The following is a 15721-nucleotide window of genomic DNA, read 5'->3' on the forward strand; positions in this document are numbered from 1 at the left end:
GAGCCACGCTCTCATGCCGCGATCCACGTGCTGGCAGGTCCGCTGGAGATGCCCGTACCGGACGATGGGAGGGCAGCACTTGCGTCTGCGGTCACCGGCCCATACGTAATCTCACCATCGAGAAGAGCGCGCAGCGCAAGCAACGGGAAGTCAGAAGTCACATCGAGCGCACCCGGGGAATCGACTATGTCGGGCATTCCGACCTCATCGGCGAAGGTCTCTTTGGTGTCCGCTCGGATCTGCCGCCGACGGCGTTTGAGCGACCGCCAAGAAAGGACAACGCGCCGGTGCCCGGACGGAAGACCGAGGGTGGGGTATGGCCATGGTATCCGCCGCTGACGGATGACAACGGCCCCTGCCGCATCACAGAATCCACAGGTGGCCATGACGTTGCGGGCGGTCCTGGAGATCCCCTTCACGGCACCGGATCCCGTGCAGTGGCCCGTTGCCACGCGCGAACCCGGCACCTGGCTCACCCTCGACGGCACCTGCGACGACCTCGAGGTCGGGCTGTTCGCCGCCGTCGTCGCCAGCTCCAACAACATCCCGCCCGGCGAGCTGGCCACAGCGAAACACCTGATCGCGCCGGGTGGGCTGACCCTAACGGACACCAACACCGTAATCACCCCAGGTTGCTGCTGCGGCCTGGAGGACTGGCGCGATTGGGCTCGCGCCCTCGACGACAACACACCGCCCTGGCTCGGCCATGACCCGACACCCAAGATGTCGATCGGCGACCGGGTCACCGTATGGCAGGACACCGGACCACTGGAGAACCACGCCCCGATCCTGTCCGGCCCGTACCTCACCCTCACCCGCACTCACCTCGCTGACCTGCTCCACGGTGTCCACCGCGACCTGACCGAGTTCACCGCCGCGTTCGCCGCCTGGGCCGCCAGACACACCATGAACGGCTCAGCCCTCACCGCGACCATCGACACCGCGTTCGCGTTCACCGCGCCGCTGACCCGCAGCGCGACCTGACACCGCGAGGGACGGCCGCCTCAAGCTCCGGTGCACTGTTCCATCCAAGATCACACGCACTGATCTGCCGCTGGTGTCGCGTTCCGGCCAGCCGAAGATCGTCACGCTCTGTGGTGACGTCTCGGCCCCGACGGTGCGCGCTCGTGCCGATGACCGGAAATCTCATCTTGCTGGCGGCGCCGAGCGGCTCACGTCGTCGCCGGCGTGGTACCGCTCCGGCTCGCCGCCGTCAGCTTCAGGCGCGCTTCCTGGTACGCCGCACGGCGGCTGAAGCTGGATGCCGCCCCAGGTCAGGACGTGAACGGCCGCGGACTGAGCAGGCGGGTGTCCTGTTCGGTTTGCCCGCGGTCGTACGCCTCGATGTCCCACGAGGTGATGGTGTCAGGCCGGTCGACGGTGATGGTGAACGGGCCGTTGTCCAGGTCGTTGACATCGATGGCGCTCGCCGGGAACCAGCCGTCCGAGATCACCCATCTAGCCGCGATCCGCGCGGTTCGTTGTCCTGCGGGCCGTTGCACGGAGCCATCGTCTGAGGCCAGGTGGGTGGTTAAGCCGGTGGGTGGCCACCGTCTAGTTAATTGTTGGTGTGTGTGCGAGTGGGTGTGGTTGGCCGGTCAGCGCCGCGAGGGCGGTGGCGACGGCTTGGAGGTCGGCGCGGATGTAGGTGGTGGTTGCTGGTCCGGTGTTGTCGGTGTGGCCGGCGTAGGCGCGGGCGGTGCCGTAGCCGAAGTGGCGTTCGACCCAGGTCAGTGTGGTGTGGCGGAGCCAGTGGGTGCTGATGCCGTGGGCGGCGACCCAGGGCAGGTGCTGGCCGATGCGGTGCCAGAGGTGGTCGTGGCGGCGGCTGGTGAGTGGTGTGCCGTTGCGGTAGCGCAGGAGCGCGTCGGTGGGCAGGACGGCACCGCGGAGGTGGGCGTGTTCGGTGAGTCGGGTGGCGAGGTCGAGGCTGATCGGCTGCCACCGGACGGTGCCACCCTTCTCGCGCAGCATGACGAGGCCGCGTTCGGCGTCGAGGTCCATGAGGCGCAGGCCGAGGGCACCGCCGCGGCGGCAGGCGGTTTCGGTGTGCAGGCGCAGGAGGAGCGCGTCGAGGATGACGTCGTTGCCGGTGGTCCGGGCGGTGACGTTGATCTCGGTGAGCTCGTCCGGGGTCAGCGCGCGGCGGGTGCTGGGCAGGCGTCGGGGTTTGCTGATGCGGTGGGCGGGGCTGTCGGCTGCGTCGATGAGGCCGTCGTCGGCGGCGCATGTGTAGTAGGCGCGGGCGGCGGCGATGAACAGTTCGCCGGCGTAACGGCCGCCGCGGTTGTTGCGGCGGTTGCGGGCGGTGGCGACGATCACGAGCCGCAGCGCCTGGATCTCGCTGGCGGCGATGTCGTCGATCGGGCGGCCGGCCCAGGTGTTGGCCATGCGGTTCCAGTAGGTGCTGTAGACGCGTTTGGCGCTGGGTCCTGCGGCGGCGACGACGTGTGGCAGGTACTCGTCGAAGGTCGGCCGTCGTGGTCGTGCGTCGTGCTGCAGGTCGGCGAGGGTGATCCCGAGCTCGGCGAGCGCGGCCCACGCTGCCGTGAGGCGGTCCGGGTCAGCGACCACGGCGGCCGTCCGCGAGGCGGGCATGGTGCTCGGCGAGCAGCCGGACCACTACCGTCATCGGATAGACGGTCATACGGTCGCGGGTGAGGTCGGCGGCGAGCACGATCCGGTCGCCGCCACAGATCCCGCACAGCTGTCGCGGCGCGGCGGGCAGGGTGAGTGCGCCGCGGGGGTCCGTCAGGACCCGGCCGCCCGGGTGGCGTTGGATCAGGATCGTGCCGTCGGCGACGTCCACGACGAGTCGGTGCTCCGGGCGCCAGTCCAGCTGGTGCAGCAGCGTCCGGGCCGAGCAGCGCCCGGCCCGGACGAGCCGGGCCACGTCGAGTTCGATTCTGTTCGGACCGGTCGGTGCCCGGGGTGGTGGGAGGTTCGGCAGCGGTGCTGGCGTCGGGATGGGCCGGGGGAGTGGCCTGGGGATCAGCGCGCCTATGAGCTGCTCGACGGCTGGTCCGCTGCGTCTCATGGCGGTCATCGTGACCGCGCCGCGCTCGATGGGCGTGTGCCACAAACGGGCTGGTCACCCGATCGAGTCACCGAGCATGCGGCAGCGCACCAGCGCCGTGGGCGGCCGTGCCCTGACGTGATGTTGGTGTAATCCCACACGAACTGGTGTCGAAGGGGGGACTTGAACCCCCACGCCCTTGCGGGCACTAGCACCTCAAGCTAGCGCGTCTGCCATTCCGCCACTTCGACCTGCTTGCGAGGCAACACATTACACGCTCCCCGAAGATCTTGGCGAATCGGGGTCCCGACACGCCTGGGACCAGCACAGAGGCCCCGGCGTGAGAGTTCGCCGAGGCCTCCTCTGTGCCGGGGTGGCCCGAGGGGGGAAATGGGCCACCCACGTCTAGACGTTGAAGATGCTGACCCCTCCTGGGCCGACCAGCAGCGCGACGACGATGAGGATGATGCCCCACAGGATCTGCCGGCGCAGGAGCGCGACGACACCGGCGATGCCGATCAGTACCGCGATGATCCACAGGATGGTTGCCATGACTGTTTGATACCTCCGGGGCAAGATTGATAAACGTGTCCGTGTCAGAGGTCCTCGGCCCAGGTGGTACGGCCGGAGAGGACGTCACGGACCTTGTCGACGACGCCGACGGCGGGGTCGACGAGCTTGTTGAGCGGCGGCGTGGCGGGCGTGCCCGGGTGCGGCCGCGTCGGTGCGGACCCGCGGGCGATCTCGACCCGGTTGCCGAGCCTGACCAGGTCGGTGTCGGTGCAGGACGCGCGGAGCCGGGGGAACACCTTCCCGGCGGTGCGGTGGGTGTGCTTGCGCACATGCTCGGCGACCGCCTCGAGGGCGGCGCGGTGCGCGGCGGCCTCGTGCCGGGGAGTGGTGTGCAGACGGCGCAGTGCCACCAGGAGTTCTGCGTCGGCTTCGACCTCCCGGGAGGCGATCGGCTCGCCGTCGGGCAGCACAGTCCGTACTGTCGGATAGAGATATTGCTCCTCGGCGGACAGATGCCGGGACAGTGTGGCCACCAACACGTCCTCGACGTCCCGCGACGTCTCGTCGTCGGCCAGCCGGTGGCACAGCTGGTCGATCAGCTGATGGTCCTCGTCGAGCAGGTCCAGCATGCTGCGCCCGGGCACCTCGAGTTCCTCGGCGACGGGCGGCAGCGGGGGGAGCGGAACCGCGTTCACGTCGACCCTCCTCGATCACGTGTAGTGACCGCGGATTACCCGGGGCGACGATTCCTGAAACGGGGGTCCGGCCGCCCGGCAAATTGTCAGTGCCGCCTGGTATGACTTCTGCATGGACGCCACCGACGAGGTCATCGAGCTCTGCCGCGATCTGCTGCGCATCGACACCACCAACACCGGCGACCTCGACACGAGTGCGGGGGAGCGGGTGGCCGCGGAATACGTGGCCGAGAAGCTCGCGGAGGTCGGGCTCCAGCCCGAGATCCTCGAGAGCGCGCCGGGACGGGCCAGTGTCGTGGCCCGGTTCGAGGGTGAGGACCCGTCGCGTGACGCCCTGCTCATCCACGGTCACCTGGACGTGGTGCCCGCCGACGCTTCGGAGTGGTCGGTCCACCCGTTCGGCGGCGAGATCAAGGACGGGTATCTGTGGGGGCGTGGCGCCGTCGACATGAAGGACTTCGACGCGATGGTCCTGGCGTTGGTGCGGCAAATGCGTCGCGAAGGCCGTAAGCCCCCGCGCGACGTCGTCCTGACGTTCCTCGCCGACGAGGAGGCCGGCAGCACGTACGGTGCGCAGTTCCTCGTCGACGAGCACCCGCACCACTTCGAGGGTGTCACCGAGGCGATCGGCGAGGTCGGCGGATTCTCCGTCAGTGTGGGCGGCGACCAGCGGCTCTACCTGATCGAGACGGCCCAGAAGGGCATCGACTGGCTGCGCCTGCACGCCAAGGGCCGCCCCGGCCACGGTTCGATGATCAATGATGACAACGCAGTGACCGCGCTCGCCGAGGCCGTCGCGCGGGTCGGCCGGCACCGCTTCCCGATTGTGATGACCCCGACAGTGCAGGCGTTCCTGGAGCACGTGTCGGAGATCCTCGGCATCGAGCTCGACCTCGACGACCCGGAAACGGCCGTCAGCAAGATCGGCCCGATCGCCATGATCATCGGTGCGACGCTGCGCAACACCGCCAACCCGACCCGCCTCGCCGCCGGGTACAAGGACAACGTCATCCCCGGCCGGGCCTCGGCGACCATCGACTGCCGGACCCTGCCGGGCCAGTCCGAGATCTTCGAGCAGCAGCTGCGGGACATCGTCGGGCCCGACATCGAGTTGGAGTACATCCACCGCCAGCCCGGCCTCGAGACGACCTTCGACGGCGCGCTCGTCGAGGCGATGTCCGCCGCGCTCAAGGCCGAGGACCCGGGCGCGCTTCCCGTGCCGTACATGCTCAGTGGCGGCACCGACGCCAAGCAGTTCGACAAGCTGGGCATTCGCTGTTTCGGGTTCTCCCCGCTGCGCCTGCCGGCCGACCTGAACTTCGGCGCGTTGTTCCACGGCATTGACGAGCGCGTTCCCGTGGAGGGACTACAGTTCGGCGTGCGAGTCCTCGACCGGTTCCTGCAGCAGTCCTGACCCACCCGCGAAGACCCACTGACCGGCAACACTCACATCGATTCCAGGGGGAGTCTCATCATGACCGACCGGCACGCGGAGCTCGACGCCGCGCTCGAGCGCGTGATCTCGGCGGCCCGCGACCATCTTGCCGCGGTCAAGGCCGCCGACGGGCGGGCCGACGACGACGAGGTGTGGCGCGCCTATGTGGAGCTCAACAACGCCTCCAACAGCTACGACGAGTTGCTGCTCGACGCCTTCGGCGAGGTCACCCCGTGGGACGTCGAGGCGATCGACCCTGACGAGGCCGACCGGCAGTTCGGCGTCGGCATCGGCGGCGTCGACGGCACCGAGGCCGAGGACCCGCACCCGCGGATCATCTCGGTCCGCCAGCGCCGCGACTACCGGGTCCCCAGCGTCGCCGCGCTGCTCCGGCTCGCCGACGCCGCCCGCCGCGCCAACCCCGGTGACGGCGACGCGTCCGCGGTCGAGACGGTCGGCGAGGCTGTCCTGGAGCTCATGCAGGCCGGCGACGGCTCCCTCGGCGCCCTCGACATCCCCGAGCTCGAGTCCCTCGACGGCGTGGTGATCGTCGCCGAGGTCGAGTCCCCGCTCGACCCGGAGGCGTTCGAGGACACCGACGGCACCGGGCCGTTCGCCCTCAACGACGGCGAGCGGGTCGTCGACCGGCTCGACGAGCACGCCTATGCCGACCTGGACGAGGAACTCGACGAGGAACTCGACGAGGAACTCGACGAGGACGAGGAGGGCGAGGGGGTCGACGCCGACCTGTCCGAGGCGCCGGGTGAGAGCTCCGGCGTGGGTGAGGCCGCCGACCGCCGCTGACCCGTTCACCGGCACCGGCGGGCCGCACTCCACCGGCGCTGTGACCTACTACGACCCGGCGCGTCCGGACCGAGCCGCCGAGGCGCTCGGCCCGGGCGCGCCGGTCTGTTGTGGGTGATGCCGGTCCTTGGGTGCCGGATCTGGGTGGTTTGTCCGTGCGGTCGTGGTCGTGGATGCGTTGGACGAGGACTGCGGCCAGGCCAGGCCCGCTCGCGGTGGTTCGGGTGGTGCCGGGCGCCGGCCCGCTCGTGGTGGTCTTGGTGCTGCCGGGTGCCGGCCCGCTCCGCGGTTCCGGCGGTGCCCGGCAGGTGGTCTGGGAGCCGCGTTCGGTGGCCGGCTTTGCGTCGCGTCCGATGGGGAGCCCCGGGGTGCCGCCGAGGGCCGCCACCGAGCTGACCTTGGTGGGCTTCCGTGGTTCTGGGCACGGATTTCGACCAAGGTCATCCTTGAGGGGCGCGGAACGCGGGCGGTGACTGCCTTGGGTTGTGCCCGGCAAGTGCGTCGGGCTGTGCCGGCGAGAACCTAGGCCGTGTTTTCAGAAGGGCGGCGTCGTAACTCCGAAGCGCCTCGCCTTGGCGCGCAGCTGAGCGTTTGCGAACGGTCTGTAGGAGAATGTCAGGCGTGACTTTCCGCAGAAGGGGCTGTGCCTCGTAGGCGGCCCGGATCGCTTCGCCGTGGCGTGCCTGCCACCCGAAGCTCGTGGATTTGTTATCGGGACGTTCCGGGCCTGTCCGGTCCAGCTAACGCGGCTATCCGTGTGTTGGAGAGGCGGCGGCGGTGGTTACCGGGTGTAGTGTCGGTGGCCGTCGGCGTGTGGCGTGTCCATGTGCGTGGCGGTCGGCGTCGCTGGCGGCCGTGGGAAGCCGAATTTACATGTTCGTGCTGTGGTGAATACTGGGCGCGAGAGCGACTGGAAGAGGTCGTCGCCATGCTGCCCCAGCATGCCGCACGAGAGTTGCGGGCGGTTGTCAACGACCTGGACGAGGTGCTGCTGAGGCGTACCCATCACGATTCGCAGACGCCCAGTGGTCTTCCGTGGTGGCATCGCCGATGTTGACCACCGGAGACGAGACCGTGTCGGTGGTCGATAGATGGCGAGGTCTCCGGTAGATGGTTCTTCGACCAAAAGGACCTGAATACCGGAGACCTCGTGGCCAGCGTGGTGGTGACGAGGCGGTTCGACCTGACCGACGGGCAGTGGGCGAAGCTGGAGCCGCTGCTGCCCCGCGGTGCGAAGCCAGGTCGGCCGCCGAAGTGGAGTAAACGGCAGCTCATCGACGGGATCCGGTGGCGGGTGCGGGTGGGCGCGCCTGGCGGGACGTGCCGGAGTATTACGGGCCCTGGCCGACCGTCTCGGCGAACGCCGGGCCCTGGGTGGCCAGGAGGGCCGACGCCATGGTCACCGCGACCACCAAGGCCCGGCGCCGACTGCTGTGCTGCCGCAAGATGTGCCCCGATCGTCGATCCGACGTCGGTCACGCTAGCAATCAGGGCAGTCCGGGCGCAGGACCCGAAGGGCATGCACCACCCTGACCTTCGTCGTGCGGCCACAGCCGTGGGCCGGGAGCATGCGGCTACGGCCGTGGGCCGGGAGCCTGCGAGGCGGCCGTGCGGCGGCGGAGAGGTTCATGATCGTGGGAAACATCCGGTCGCCCCGGCGACCAGATCTTTCCCTCGATCATCAAGGGGAGGCCGCCTGCCGGCGCAGGGATCACTCACCGTCACCGGAATATCGCGGTGCCGGCGCGAGCGTGGAGTCGGAGCGTCAGGTGCTCAGACCGGGCAGGGTGTCGTTGGTGACCCTGCGGCGGAGCATCACCTGGCGGGTGCCGTCGGGGTAGAGGCGGACGCGGGCGAGCTCCCAGCCGCCGAACTCCGCCTGGATCGTCAACTGCGCGTTGGCGGTCATCCGATCGACATTCGACGGCAACCGCAACGGCACGTATTCGTAGTCCATCTTGGGAACCTCACCCCAAACCCATATAGCAGCAGCTCACCGGGCATATTGTGGAACCCTGGCAGGTGACTCCAGAGCGTAGCGGGGGCACATTGGGGGCACCCACTGTCTGAAGCCGCGTGATCGCACCGTACTGCCGTATCGCCGACCGGGCCAACAGTCGAGCCGGTTCCCCCCTTGCGCACGTACACGGCGACGCCCTGGTGGCTCTCGACGAGGTCCCGTTCGTGCAGCAGGCGCAACGCCCGCTGCACCGTCGACCGCGACACCCCGTAGCACTTGCATAGCTCGCGTTGCGACGGCAGTGCGTCGCCTGGGGCGAGCCGTCCCGATGCGATACCTTCCACGATCTCGCGCACAATCTGATCCGTATAAGTTTCACGTTTGGGCATGCATGCTCATCTTTCGGCAGCAACTGGGCACCCTGGGCGCGTCTATTTGATCATCCGCGGTGGCGGGTATGAAGTGTCCACCGTCGTCATGTGACGAATCGCTGAACGCGCCATTCGACTCGACTCAAGGTGACGCATGCCGCGCCGTCCGGGTCAACCGTTCGCCGGTCACCCAGCGTCCTGCGCTTCACGTAGCCGGTCCGCCTCGTCGACCAGACGCAACGCCGCACTGCGGTGCGGCTCCGCAGCCACCCGTGCGATCCCGCCGGCCGGCCCGGTCACCAGCCCGATCCAGCGCAACAAGAACACGGCCCGCGCGGCCGCCGAGCGGTCAACCCGGTACTGCTCGCCGAGTGCGGACCCGGACGGCAGTCGGCCTCCGGGCGGATATCGGCCGGTTCGTATGTCGGCGAGCACGCCGTCTAGGACGCGCCGATACGACGCGTCTTGATCGCTTGCCATGTTGAGTTCTCCCTGCGTCAGCAGGAGATATCGGACCACGTTCCGGCGGGTCGCTCAACGCAGGGCAGACCATCCCGCGTGTCGCAGCAGACCTGTTCACCAGGTCCGTTTCACCAGGTACGGTGGGGCTGCACCCGCTCTCCCTGCGTCAGCACCAGGATCGGCGGGCGGCAGCGGCGGGACGCTTCGGCGTCCTGCCGCCCGAACCCCGAACGTGGCGGTCCCGCACCTCCACCAGACCGCCGCGCCGTCCTCTGGAGGTGCCGTGTCTGATCATCCGGAGTGGTGCGTCGGCACCGCCTGCACCGCGGACCGCCCGCCGCTGTACGGCCACCAGGTCGGCGCGCACTGGTCGTCGCCGGAGGTGGTGGGTGCGACGGTGCTGCGCCTGGCCCAAGCCCCTGACGCTGACCGGCCGTGGGTGGAGTTGCGCCGCGGTGACGACCGGGTGGTGCTGCCGCCGCTGGAGGCCCGGAGCCTCGGGTTGGCGATCGGCGACCTGCTGGGCCGGGCGGGACTGTCCGGGATGCAGACGGAGCCCGGGTCGTGACGGCGCCGCGGGTTCGTGGCCGCGCCGAGCTGGAGCACCCGCCGTGGTGCCAGGCGGAGTTGTGCTCGCTCGAGACGATCGGCGTCGGCGGCTGCCATCAGCGGGAGTTCGTGGTCACGGACGACGAGGGCCGGAAGATCGCGTCGGTGCTGCTACGCCAGTATGCGTCTGGTGTGGTGACGGTCGGCGCGGTCGGGTGGCGCGGCAGGCAGGAGTGGCCGCCGGCGGCTGCGGAACTGGTGGCGCGAACGATCGTCGAGGCGACGCGGTACGCCGGCCGGATGGCCCGCGCGGCGTAGCTACTCGGCGGCCTTGCGCCGACCGGGCGGCTTTCCTTCGGCGCCGGTGGCCTTGCGGTGTTCGCTGATGGCACGGCGGGCGGCCCGGTCGGTGATGCCGAAGTGCGTGGCGGTCTCGGGTGTCGTGTGGTCGCGGCTGTGCTCGTAGATCTCGGCGTTGGCGAGTTGGACCAGCTCGCCGCGGGTTTTGGTGTCTGCGATGAGGCGGGCGGTGTGGATCCGGTCGGCGGGGCGCAGCTCGCCGAGCCATGCCTTGAGGCTGGCTAGGTCGGTGAACGGCACCCGTCGCGTCATGGTCGAGATCGTACACAAAGGTTCCCCCATGGGGGTAGCCAGAGTGCCTTGCTTTTACGCCCCCCATGGGGGTACGTTTATGGCATGACTCGCCAGACGCCGGAGCCGCTGAAACGCCTTCCGATCAACGCGTCGTCTATGCCGCTCACCTCCCTCGTGCAGTACGTCGAGGCAGGCCGTATCGACCTCAATCCGCCGTACCAGCGTGGCGATGTCTGGATCGACGACCAGCGGGTCGCGCTCGTCTACTCGTGGCTGACCGGCGCCACCGTCCCGTCGATCACGATCAACGACCGCAGCAGTGAAATCTGGACCGACCTGGACACCTTCGACATCAGCCGGACAGATGTCGGGATCTGGGCGGTCATCGACGGCAAGCAGCGGCTCACCACCGCGGTCATGTGGATGCGTGGCGAGTTTGCGGTCCCGGCGAGCTGGTTCCCGGCCGACTGCCTTGTCGTCACCGAGGGCACCGCGGACGGCCTGTACGTCCGCTACACCGGCCTCACCGATCGGGGCCAGGCCCGCAGTACGGACAGAACGATCATCCCTGTCGGCATGGGTGAGTTCGCGGACGTGCGCGCCGAGGCGCAGGTGTACCTGCTCCTCAACGGCGGTGGAACCCCGCAGACCGACGCCGACATGGACAACGCCCACCGCATCGCCAATCCCTGAGGAGCCCCCATGGACCTGTCCACCGTCGACCGCCGGACCCGCGAGAACCTGGCCCGCCACCTGCGGCACGTCGCCGCGATGGGCGGCTGGGTAACCCGCCTCTACTTCGACCGGATCTCCGAGAACGTCCCGAGCCGCGACCTGGCCCTCGCCGAGAAGCTGATCGAGCGCGGCGAGCGGGACCGCATCCGCACCTACGAGCTCACCGACGCCGGCCGCGCCTGGCTGGCAGGACAGGAGTCCTGATGGCCACCTTCAACGCCTTCGTGACCACCAACGAGCACCACCGCCTGTACCCGGGCAGCAAGGTCGTCGTCCTCGACCCGGTCAAGGGTCTGGTCAACGCCCGCGTGCAGGCCACCGCCGAGAACGGTCCGATGTCGGGCAGCGTCGTGTGGCGGCACCGCATGGCCGAGGCGCTCGCCACGATCGGCTGGCGTTTCACGGCCGGCACCGACTTCGTGAACGACGTCGCCAACGGGCTACAAGGCGAGCGGACGCCGCTGGTCCGGTTCAACGCCGAGCCGGTGTCGTGATGACCACCGACCACCAGGCACACGCGCTGAAGGCACTCGGCGAGATCGACCGCTCCGAGCCCGGCGCCCGGCTGCTGGCGACGAAGGTCGTCCGGGCGGAGACCGGCTGCGACCTGCCGACCGCGCTTGCGGCTGTCGACTGGGCCATGGACCGGCCGCCGGCGGCGTTGCTGCCCCATGGCTCGGTGGTTGCGACGGCCGGCGGGGCGTTCTTCAAGGAGGAGTCGTCGGCCGAGTCGCCGTACCCGTGGGCGGCGTCGCACCGCACGGGCCCGATCACGGACGCGCACGTCGACGAGCTGCTCCGCTCCGACCAGGCCACCATCCTGCGCGTCGGGGATGGTGCCTGATGGCCCGCCACCCGCACCCGATCGTCGAGGTCATCCTCGGCGCACTGCTCGCGGAGGGCGCCGACGCGGTCGTGTCCCGTGTCGCCACGGACCGGCTCGACGTCGACCTGACCCTGACCGCCGCCGACGGCCGCCGCGTGGTTGTGAACGTCCGCGAGGAGCAACAGTGACCCGCGTCGAGGGCGCCACCCTGCACGTCGGAGACTCGATCGTTGACCCTGTGGACGGCGTCACCATCCACCGCATCGACTCACTGACCGAATACCCGGGCCGCTGCTGCGGCGACCACCTGCGCCGCGCCCACGGCGACCACTGGGACGCCACGATCGCAGACAGTCACCTGTACCAGCTGGTCCGGGCAGCACAGCCTGTCGCGGCCTGAACGGGACACGGCGGCGCCCGGCATGTCCGGACGCCGGCAGTGGCCGTTCAGTTCACGACGAGAGGAACCGCATGACAAAGACCGCGACCGTGACCGCCGAGACGACCGCCATCCACCACACCGGCCGCGGCTTCAGGCTGCCGGCCGGCACGTACGAGTTCGTCGACATCGACGGCGCCGTCGAGCGTGGCGTCGCCTACCTGGCCGGGCCGGAGGACGGGGCGCTGGTGTGCGTCAGCCTCACCGACCACAACATCGACTTCAAGGGGGCGCGGTGATCTCTTCCACTGGTCGCTACTGGACCGCCGGAGTCATCGTCAGCTACGACAGCCACCGAAAGGCATGGGCCGCTGGCATCGACTTCCTCGACGACGGGTTCGCCGACGACGACCCCGACACCGGGCGGATCTCCACTGAGGGGAAGCTGCACACCCGCTACATGGTGAAGGACGGCCAGCAGGCGGCGGCGCTCACCGCGGCCATCGACGTGATCGTCGCCGACGCGGAACGACTCGGCATCGAGTTCAACGACCGGAACCTGTACTACGACGACCGGGACGGCATCTTCCCGGAGCCGGACGACTGGAAGCGCCTCCAGGACGAGCAGGTCGCCCGGCTCGGGTGGGCGTCGTGAGCGTCGGCCGGGCCGCGGCGCCGTGATGCGCACGGTCGCCGGGACGGGTCACCGCCCGGCGACCCGCACCAACCCGGACGGAATCACGCCGGCCCAGATGCCGTGGGTGCGGGCGAAGTGCCGGGCCGGGCTGCTGTGGCTCCGCGACGAGCACGGCACCGAGGAGGTCTGGTCGGGGATGGCGCTGGGGTTCGACCTTGCGCTGGCCGCCGCCGCCGTCGACCTCGGCATGCCGCTGCGCGCGGTCATCCCGTTCGAGTCGCAGCCCGACGTGTGGCGCGACCCCCGCGACATCGCCGAGTGGCGGCGACTGCGGGCCGCGGCGGCATCGGAGATCGTGTGCGGGCCGAACCCCACGTCGAAGCAGCAGGCGGTCGCGCTGCTGCACGGCCGCAACGACGAGCTGTTGAAGGCCGACGGGATCTTCGCCTGCTGGGATGCCCGGAAGCGCGCCGGCGGCACGTATTCGGCGGTGAGGAAGGCCCGTGACCGGGGAGTGCCCGTGGTGCACATCGACCCGGCGGCGCAGGTGGTATGCGGCATCGGGTGCCCGCGTATCACGTCTATCGCGAAACCACAAAGCGAACAGTCGTCGCTATTCGACACCTGACGTTCGCCGCCTTCGACGAGGGAGTGGCTGACCCGGAACGGAGTGGTCGTGACCGCTGTACCGACAGCAACGCCATAAGGCGTCCGGTCGCACCGCACGAGTCCCTATCGGGTCCCCTGTCGAAAGGAAGATCATGTATCAGTTCCTCAAGTCCATCGTCGCGCTGATCCGCCACGCGTTGGGCTGCTGGCACCGCACCGCCCGACTGTGCGCCATCATTGTCGTGGCGACGGTCGCCGTGATTGGCATGGCGCTCACCGGGGCGCTGTAGCACGTCTCCTGTTGCTGGCGGCGGCGCTACGGTGCCGCCGCCTCCACCTCGCGCAGTTCGCCGATGTCGACGCCGTGCTCGTCGGCTGCTGTGGCGAGCGCGGCCAGGCTGGGCAGGTCGCGTCGCACGCCGTCGCCTTCGAGCCGGTACCACCGCACGGCACCGACACCGCCGACCCGCACTCGCCAACGGCCGTCCGCGGTGGCCATCTCATCCGCCCACGTCATCCCTGGAACGTAGAACGCCCGCCGGCCCTCGTGGGGCTCGGCGGGCGAATGACACGGCTGTAGTTATCCACAGACTGGAAAATGCTGGAACGTCAGAGCTTGATGACGATCGCGTGCGCGCCGTCGCCTTCCCATTCGACGGTGAGGCCGTGCTTGACGAGCACGTCACGGATGAGCGTCCCGGTCTCGACGTCGTCCCACGGGTAGGAGACGCGCAGCACGGTCGCGTCGTAGTAGCCGCGGTCGTCGTAGTAGCGGGGGCGGCCGTCGACCCACCGGCCGTCGGTGAGATGGATGCTGGCGACCCGGTCGCCGTGCTGAGCGACGGCGTCGCACCAGGCGTCGCCGCGGGTCTGGCCGTTGGCGGAGATGACGAGGGTGATGCCGCGCTGGTGCAGCTCGGCGGACACGGGGCCGGTCAGGGTGTCGTAGATGGTCATGGGGTGCCTCCTTCAGGCTGCGACGAGGGCGATGGCTACCGATATGCCCAGGGTCGGACGATCCGGCCGATGGCGTGGGCGAGGCTCGTCATCGTGTTGATCTGGTCGTCGGGGATGCCGTCCTCCTCCATGTCGTGGGCGAGGGGCAGGTTGCACAGGTAGGAGTCGAGGGCGGCGGCGGCGGCCGTGTTGAGGGCGATGATGGCGCGGCCATGGTCGTCCATGGCGACGGCGACCTGCGGGTCGGGGCTGTTGTTGAGCACGGGCAGGTTCATGGGTCTCTCCTTCAGGTGTTGGGTTCGGGTTGGTGACGGTGTCGATGCTCAGGCGGGGATCTGCGCGACGACGCCGGCCCACGCGGTCAGGTAGTTCATGTCGGCCTGCCACCACGGGTCGGCCTGCGGCGCGCGGGGTGCGGGGCGGTACTGCTCGGCTACCTGCGCGCGGATTGCGACGAGCACGTCAACCGCACGGAAGTGCCTCAACATCGGGCTGAAGCTCATCAGGGGCTCCTCAGGCTGCGGTGGGGTAGGGGGTGCCGGCGACCGCGGCGGCGATCCGCGCGTTGTGGGCGTCGGCGGCGGTGAGCTCGGCGAGCCGGGCGCGGCCCTTCGCGGTGATGCGCCCGGCTTCGGGGACCTTCCGGGCGTCGGTGCGCTTCTCGTAGATCAGCTCCAGGTAGCCCTTCTTGGCCAGCGAGCGAAGCTGGGTGCGGGTGGCGTGGCCGAGGCCGCCGCCCTGGCGGACGATGCCGTCGGGGTCGGTTGCGGCGAGCGCCAGCACGGTGTGGGAGGGGTCGGAGACGCGCAGGTGGCCGGTGGCGTTGCCGGGGATCGGGGCGGGGGCGGGGCGCTGCGCGGGGATGGCGGGCGCGGCCGGGGCCGGGTCGACCGGCGCCGGGGTGGCGGGGTACTGCTCCAGCAGCTTCGCCCAGGCGATGCGGGCGGCCCATTCGGTGTTGTGCTGCGAGCACAGGTCGCGGGCGATGACGCCGTTGCGGCGGCCCTGGATGAGGTAGCCGGCGACGGGGTGGGGGCGGACGGTCAGCTCGACGTCGCCCGCGGTGTGGACCAGGCCCTCGGCGGGGATGGTGATCGGGGCGGTCATCGTCTGCGTCATGCTTCGATCGTAACTAAATGCCAAACTGTTTCGCTACTAGTTACGATCGGATTGACCGAA

At 69.5% G+C, this 15721-nt stretch carries 29 protein-coding genes, 1 tRNA gene and 1 pseudogene; 16 read left to right on the forward strand and 15 right to left on the reverse strand.

What is annotated here, in order from left to right:
- Nucleotides 1-378 precede the first annotated feature (378 nt).
- Nucleotides 379-984 carry a hypothetical protein gene (locus tag Dfulv_RS16490; protein WP_259863958.1) on the forward strand — a complete coding sequence of 202 codons (606 nt, stop codon included), beginning with the start codon at nt 379-381 and terminating at the stop codon, nt 982-984.
- 290 nt (nt 985-1274) lie between these two features.
- Here the strand turns inward: Dfulv_RS16490 and Dfulv_RS16495 are convergent, their stop codons facing one another.
- The 6 genes from Dfulv_RS16495 to Dfulv_RS16520 form a co-directional block, all read right to left on the reverse strand.
- On the reverse strand, nt 1275-1502 hold the full coding sequence (locus Dfulv_RS16495; RefSeq protein ID WP_259863959.1) for a hypothetical protein: 228 nt from the start codon (nt 1500-1502) through the stop codon (nt 1275-1277).
- A gap of 52 nt (nt 1503-1554) precedes the next feature.
- Complete coding sequence (locus Dfulv_RS16500) at nt 1555-2574, reverse strand: tyrosine-type recombinase/integrase (protein ID WP_259863960.1); 1020 nt, start codon at nt 2572-2574, stop codon at nt 1555-1557.
- Nucleotides 2564-3037 (reverse strand): hypothetical protein, encoded by a 474-nt coding sequence (locus tag Dfulv_RS16505; protein WP_259863961.1) that lies wholly within the window; start codon nt 3035-3037, stop codon nt 2564-2566. Before Dfulv_RS16505 ends, Dfulv_RS16500 begins: the two co-directional genes overlap by 11 nt.
- 144 nt (nt 3038-3181) lie before the next feature.
- Nucleotides 3182-3267 (reverse strand) — tRNA-Leu (locus tag Dfulv_RS16510).
- A gap of 154 nt (nt 3268-3421) precedes the next feature.
- Nucleotides 3422-3568, reverse strand: coding sequence for a GPGG-motif small membrane protein (locus Dfulv_RS16515; RefSeq protein WP_259863962.1), 147 nt, complete (start codon nt 3566-3568; stop codon nt 3422-3424).
- Between the two features lie 44 nt (nt 3569-3612).
- On the reverse strand, nt 3613-4224 hold the full coding sequence (locus Dfulv_RS16520) for a hemerythrin domain-containing protein (RefSeq protein WP_259863964.1): 612 nt from the start codon (nt 4222-4224) through the stop codon (nt 3613-3615).
- Nucleotides 4225-4336: 112 nt separating this feature from the next.
- On the opposite strand from Dfulv_RS16520, the gene Dfulv_RS16525 reads away from it, so the two are divergent.
- From Dfulv_RS16525 to Dfulv_RS16535, 3 genes and pseudogenes are all read left to right on the forward strand, one after another.
- Entirely contained in the window at nt 4337-5638 is a 1302-nt protein-coding gene (locus tag Dfulv_RS16525; RefSeq protein ID WP_259863968.1) for a M20/M25/M40 family metallo-hydrolase, read from the forward strand.
- A 60-nt stretch (nt 5639-5698) separates the two neighbouring features.
- Entirely contained in the window at nt 5699-6463 is a 765-nt protein-coding gene (locus Dfulv_RS16530) for a hypothetical protein (RefSeq protein WP_259863969.1), read from the forward strand.
- 1150 nt (nt 6464-7613) lie between these two features.
- Nucleotides 7614-7816 (forward strand): annotated as a pseudogene (locus Dfulv_RS16535) (transposase); the annotation flags it as partial.
- Between the two features lie 412 nt (nt 7817-8228).
- Here Dfulv_RS16535 and Dfulv_RS16540 read toward each other — a convergent pair.
- The 3 genes from Dfulv_RS16540 to Dfulv_RS16550 all read right to left on the reverse strand — a co-directional run bounded on the left by Dfulv_RS16540 (nt 8229) and on the right by Dfulv_RS16550 (nt 9274).
- Nucleotides 8229-8420: a DUF5703 family protein gene (locus Dfulv_RS16540; RefSeq protein WP_259863972.1), complete on the reverse strand. Its 192-nt coding sequence runs from the start codon at nt 8418-8420 to the stop codon at nt 8229-8231.
- The gene (locus tag Dfulv_RS16545) at nt 8369-8812 is read right to left on the reverse strand and encodes a winged helix-turn-helix domain-containing protein (protein ID WP_259863975.1); all 444 of its coding nucleotides are present in this window, start codon (nt 8810-8812) and stop codon (nt 8369-8371) included. Before Dfulv_RS16545 ends, Dfulv_RS16540 begins: the two co-directional genes overlap by 52 nt.
- Nucleotides 8813-8980: 168 nt before the next feature.
- Nucleotides 8981-9274: a GntR family transcriptional regulator gene (locus Dfulv_RS16550; protein ID WP_259863979.1), complete on the reverse strand. Its 294-nt coding sequence runs from the start codon at nt 9272-9274 to the stop codon at nt 8981-8983.
- Between the two features lie 265 nt (nt 9275-9539).
- On the opposite strand from Dfulv_RS16550, the gene Dfulv_RS16555 reads away from it, so the two are divergent.
- Both Dfulv_RS16555 and Dfulv_RS16560 read left to right on the forward strand, forming a co-directional pair.
- Nucleotides 9540-9824: a hypothetical protein gene (locus Dfulv_RS16555; protein WP_259863980.1), complete on the forward strand. Its 285-nt coding sequence runs from the start codon at nt 9540-9542 to the stop codon at nt 9822-9824.
- Nucleotides 9821-10123 (forward strand): hypothetical protein, encoded by a 303-nt coding sequence (locus tag Dfulv_RS16560; RefSeq protein ID WP_259863984.1) that lies wholly within the window; start codon nt 9821-9823, stop codon nt 10121-10123. The genes Dfulv_RS16555 and Dfulv_RS16560 overlap by 4 nt, the downstream gene beginning before the upstream one ends.
- Here Dfulv_RS16560 and Dfulv_RS16565 read toward each other — a convergent pair whose 3' ends face one another.
- Entirely contained in the window at nt 10124-10417 is a 294-nt protein-coding gene (locus Dfulv_RS16565) for a hypothetical protein (protein ID WP_259863987.1), read from the reverse strand.
- 84 nt (nt 10418-10501) lie between these two features.
- On the opposite strand from Dfulv_RS16565, the gene Dfulv_RS16570 reads away from it, so the two are divergent.
- The 10 genes from Dfulv_RS16570 to Dfulv_RS16615 all read left to right on the forward strand — a co-directional run bounded on the left by Dfulv_RS16570 (nt 10502) and on the right by Dfulv_RS16615 (nt 13875).
- On the forward strand, nt 10502-11092 hold the full coding sequence (locus tag Dfulv_RS16570; protein ID WP_259863989.1) for a DUF262 domain-containing protein: 591 nt from the start codon (nt 10502-10504) through the stop codon (nt 11090-11092).
- 9 nt (nt 11093-11101) lie between these two features.
- The gene (locus Dfulv_RS16575; protein ID WP_259863991.1) at nt 11102-11338 is read left to right on the forward strand and encodes a hypothetical protein; all 237 of its coding nucleotides are present in this window, start codon (nt 11102-11104) and stop codon (nt 11336-11338) included.
- On the forward strand, nt 11338-11628 hold the full coding sequence (locus tag Dfulv_RS16580) for a DEAD/DEAH box helicase family protein (RefSeq protein WP_259863993.1): 291 nt from the start codon (nt 11338-11340) through the stop codon (nt 11626-11628). The genes Dfulv_RS16575 and Dfulv_RS16580 overlap by 1 nt, the downstream gene beginning before the upstream one ends.
- Nucleotides 11628-11978 carry a hypothetical protein gene (locus Dfulv_RS16585; protein WP_259863996.1) on the forward strand — a complete coding sequence of 117 codons (351 nt, stop codon included), beginning with the start codon at nt 11628-11630 and terminating at the stop codon, nt 11976-11978. The genes Dfulv_RS16580 and Dfulv_RS16585 overlap by 1 nt, the downstream gene beginning before the upstream one ends.
- Complete coding sequence (locus Dfulv_RS16590; RefSeq protein ID WP_259863999.1) at nt 11978-12148, forward strand: hypothetical protein; 171 nt, start codon at nt 11978-11980, stop codon at nt 12146-12148. Before Dfulv_RS16585 ends, Dfulv_RS16590 begins: the two co-directional genes overlap by 1 nt.
- A complete protein-coding gene (locus tag Dfulv_RS16595; protein ID WP_259864002.1) occupies nt 12145-12360 on the forward strand; it encodes a hypothetical protein in 216 nt (71 codons plus the stop codon). The genes Dfulv_RS16590 and Dfulv_RS16595 overlap by 4 nt, the downstream gene beginning before the upstream one ends.
- A gap of 71 nt (nt 12361-12431) precedes the next feature.
- Complete coding sequence (locus Dfulv_RS16600; protein WP_259864003.1) at nt 12432-12638, forward strand: hypothetical protein; 207 nt, start codon at nt 12432-12434, stop codon at nt 12636-12638.
- Complete coding sequence (locus Dfulv_RS16605; protein ID WP_259864005.1) at nt 12635-12994, forward strand: hypothetical protein; 360 nt, start codon at nt 12635-12637, stop codon at nt 12992-12994. The genes Dfulv_RS16600 and Dfulv_RS16605 overlap by 4 nt, the downstream gene beginning before the upstream one ends.
- Nucleotides 12995-13019: 25 nt before the next feature.
- On the forward strand, nt 13020-13604 hold the full coding sequence (locus tag Dfulv_RS16610; RefSeq protein ID WP_259864007.1) for a hypothetical protein: 585 nt from the start codon (nt 13020-13022) through the stop codon (nt 13602-13604).
- 133 nt (nt 13605-13737) lie between these two features.
- Nucleotides 13738-13875, forward strand: coding sequence for a hypothetical protein (locus Dfulv_RS16615; protein ID WP_259864009.1), 138 nt, complete (start codon nt 13738-13740; stop codon nt 13873-13875).
- 26 nt (nt 13876-13901) lie between these two features.
- Here the strand turns inward: Dfulv_RS16615 and Dfulv_RS16620 are convergent, their stop codons facing one another.
- The 5 genes from Dfulv_RS16620 to Dfulv_RS16640 form a co-directional block, all read right to left on the reverse strand.
- Complete coding sequence (locus tag Dfulv_RS16620) at nt 13902-14102, reverse strand: hypothetical protein (RefSeq protein ID WP_259864010.1); 201 nt, start codon at nt 14100-14102, stop codon at nt 13902-13904.
- Nucleotides 14103-14194: 92 nt separating this feature from the next.
- A complete protein-coding gene (locus Dfulv_RS16625) occupies nt 14195-14542 on the reverse strand; it encodes a response regulator (RefSeq protein WP_259864015.1) in 348 nt (115 codons plus the stop codon).
- Nucleotides 14543-14577: 35 nt separating this feature from the next.
- Nucleotides 14578-14817: a hypothetical protein gene (locus Dfulv_RS16630; protein WP_259864017.1), complete on the reverse strand. Its 240-nt coding sequence runs from the start codon at nt 14815-14817 to the stop codon at nt 14578-14580.
- A 48-nt stretch (nt 14818-14865) separates the two neighbouring features.
- A complete protein-coding gene (locus Dfulv_RS16635; protein ID WP_259864018.1) occupies nt 14866-15045 on the reverse strand; it encodes a hypothetical protein in 180 nt (59 codons plus the stop codon).
- Nucleotides 15046-15055: 10 nt separating this feature from the next.
- Nucleotides 15056-15661 (reverse strand): hypothetical protein, encoded by a 606-nt coding sequence (locus tag Dfulv_RS16640; RefSeq protein WP_259864020.1) that lies wholly within the window; start codon nt 15659-15661, stop codon nt 15056-15058.
- Nucleotides 15662-15721 lie beyond the last annotated feature (60 nt).

Origin of the sequence: Dactylosporangium fulvum (assembly GCF_025137375.1) — a bacterium.
GTDB lineage: Bacteria > Actinomycetota > Actinomycetes > Mycobacteriales > Micromonosporaceae > Dactylosporangium > Dactylosporangium fulvum.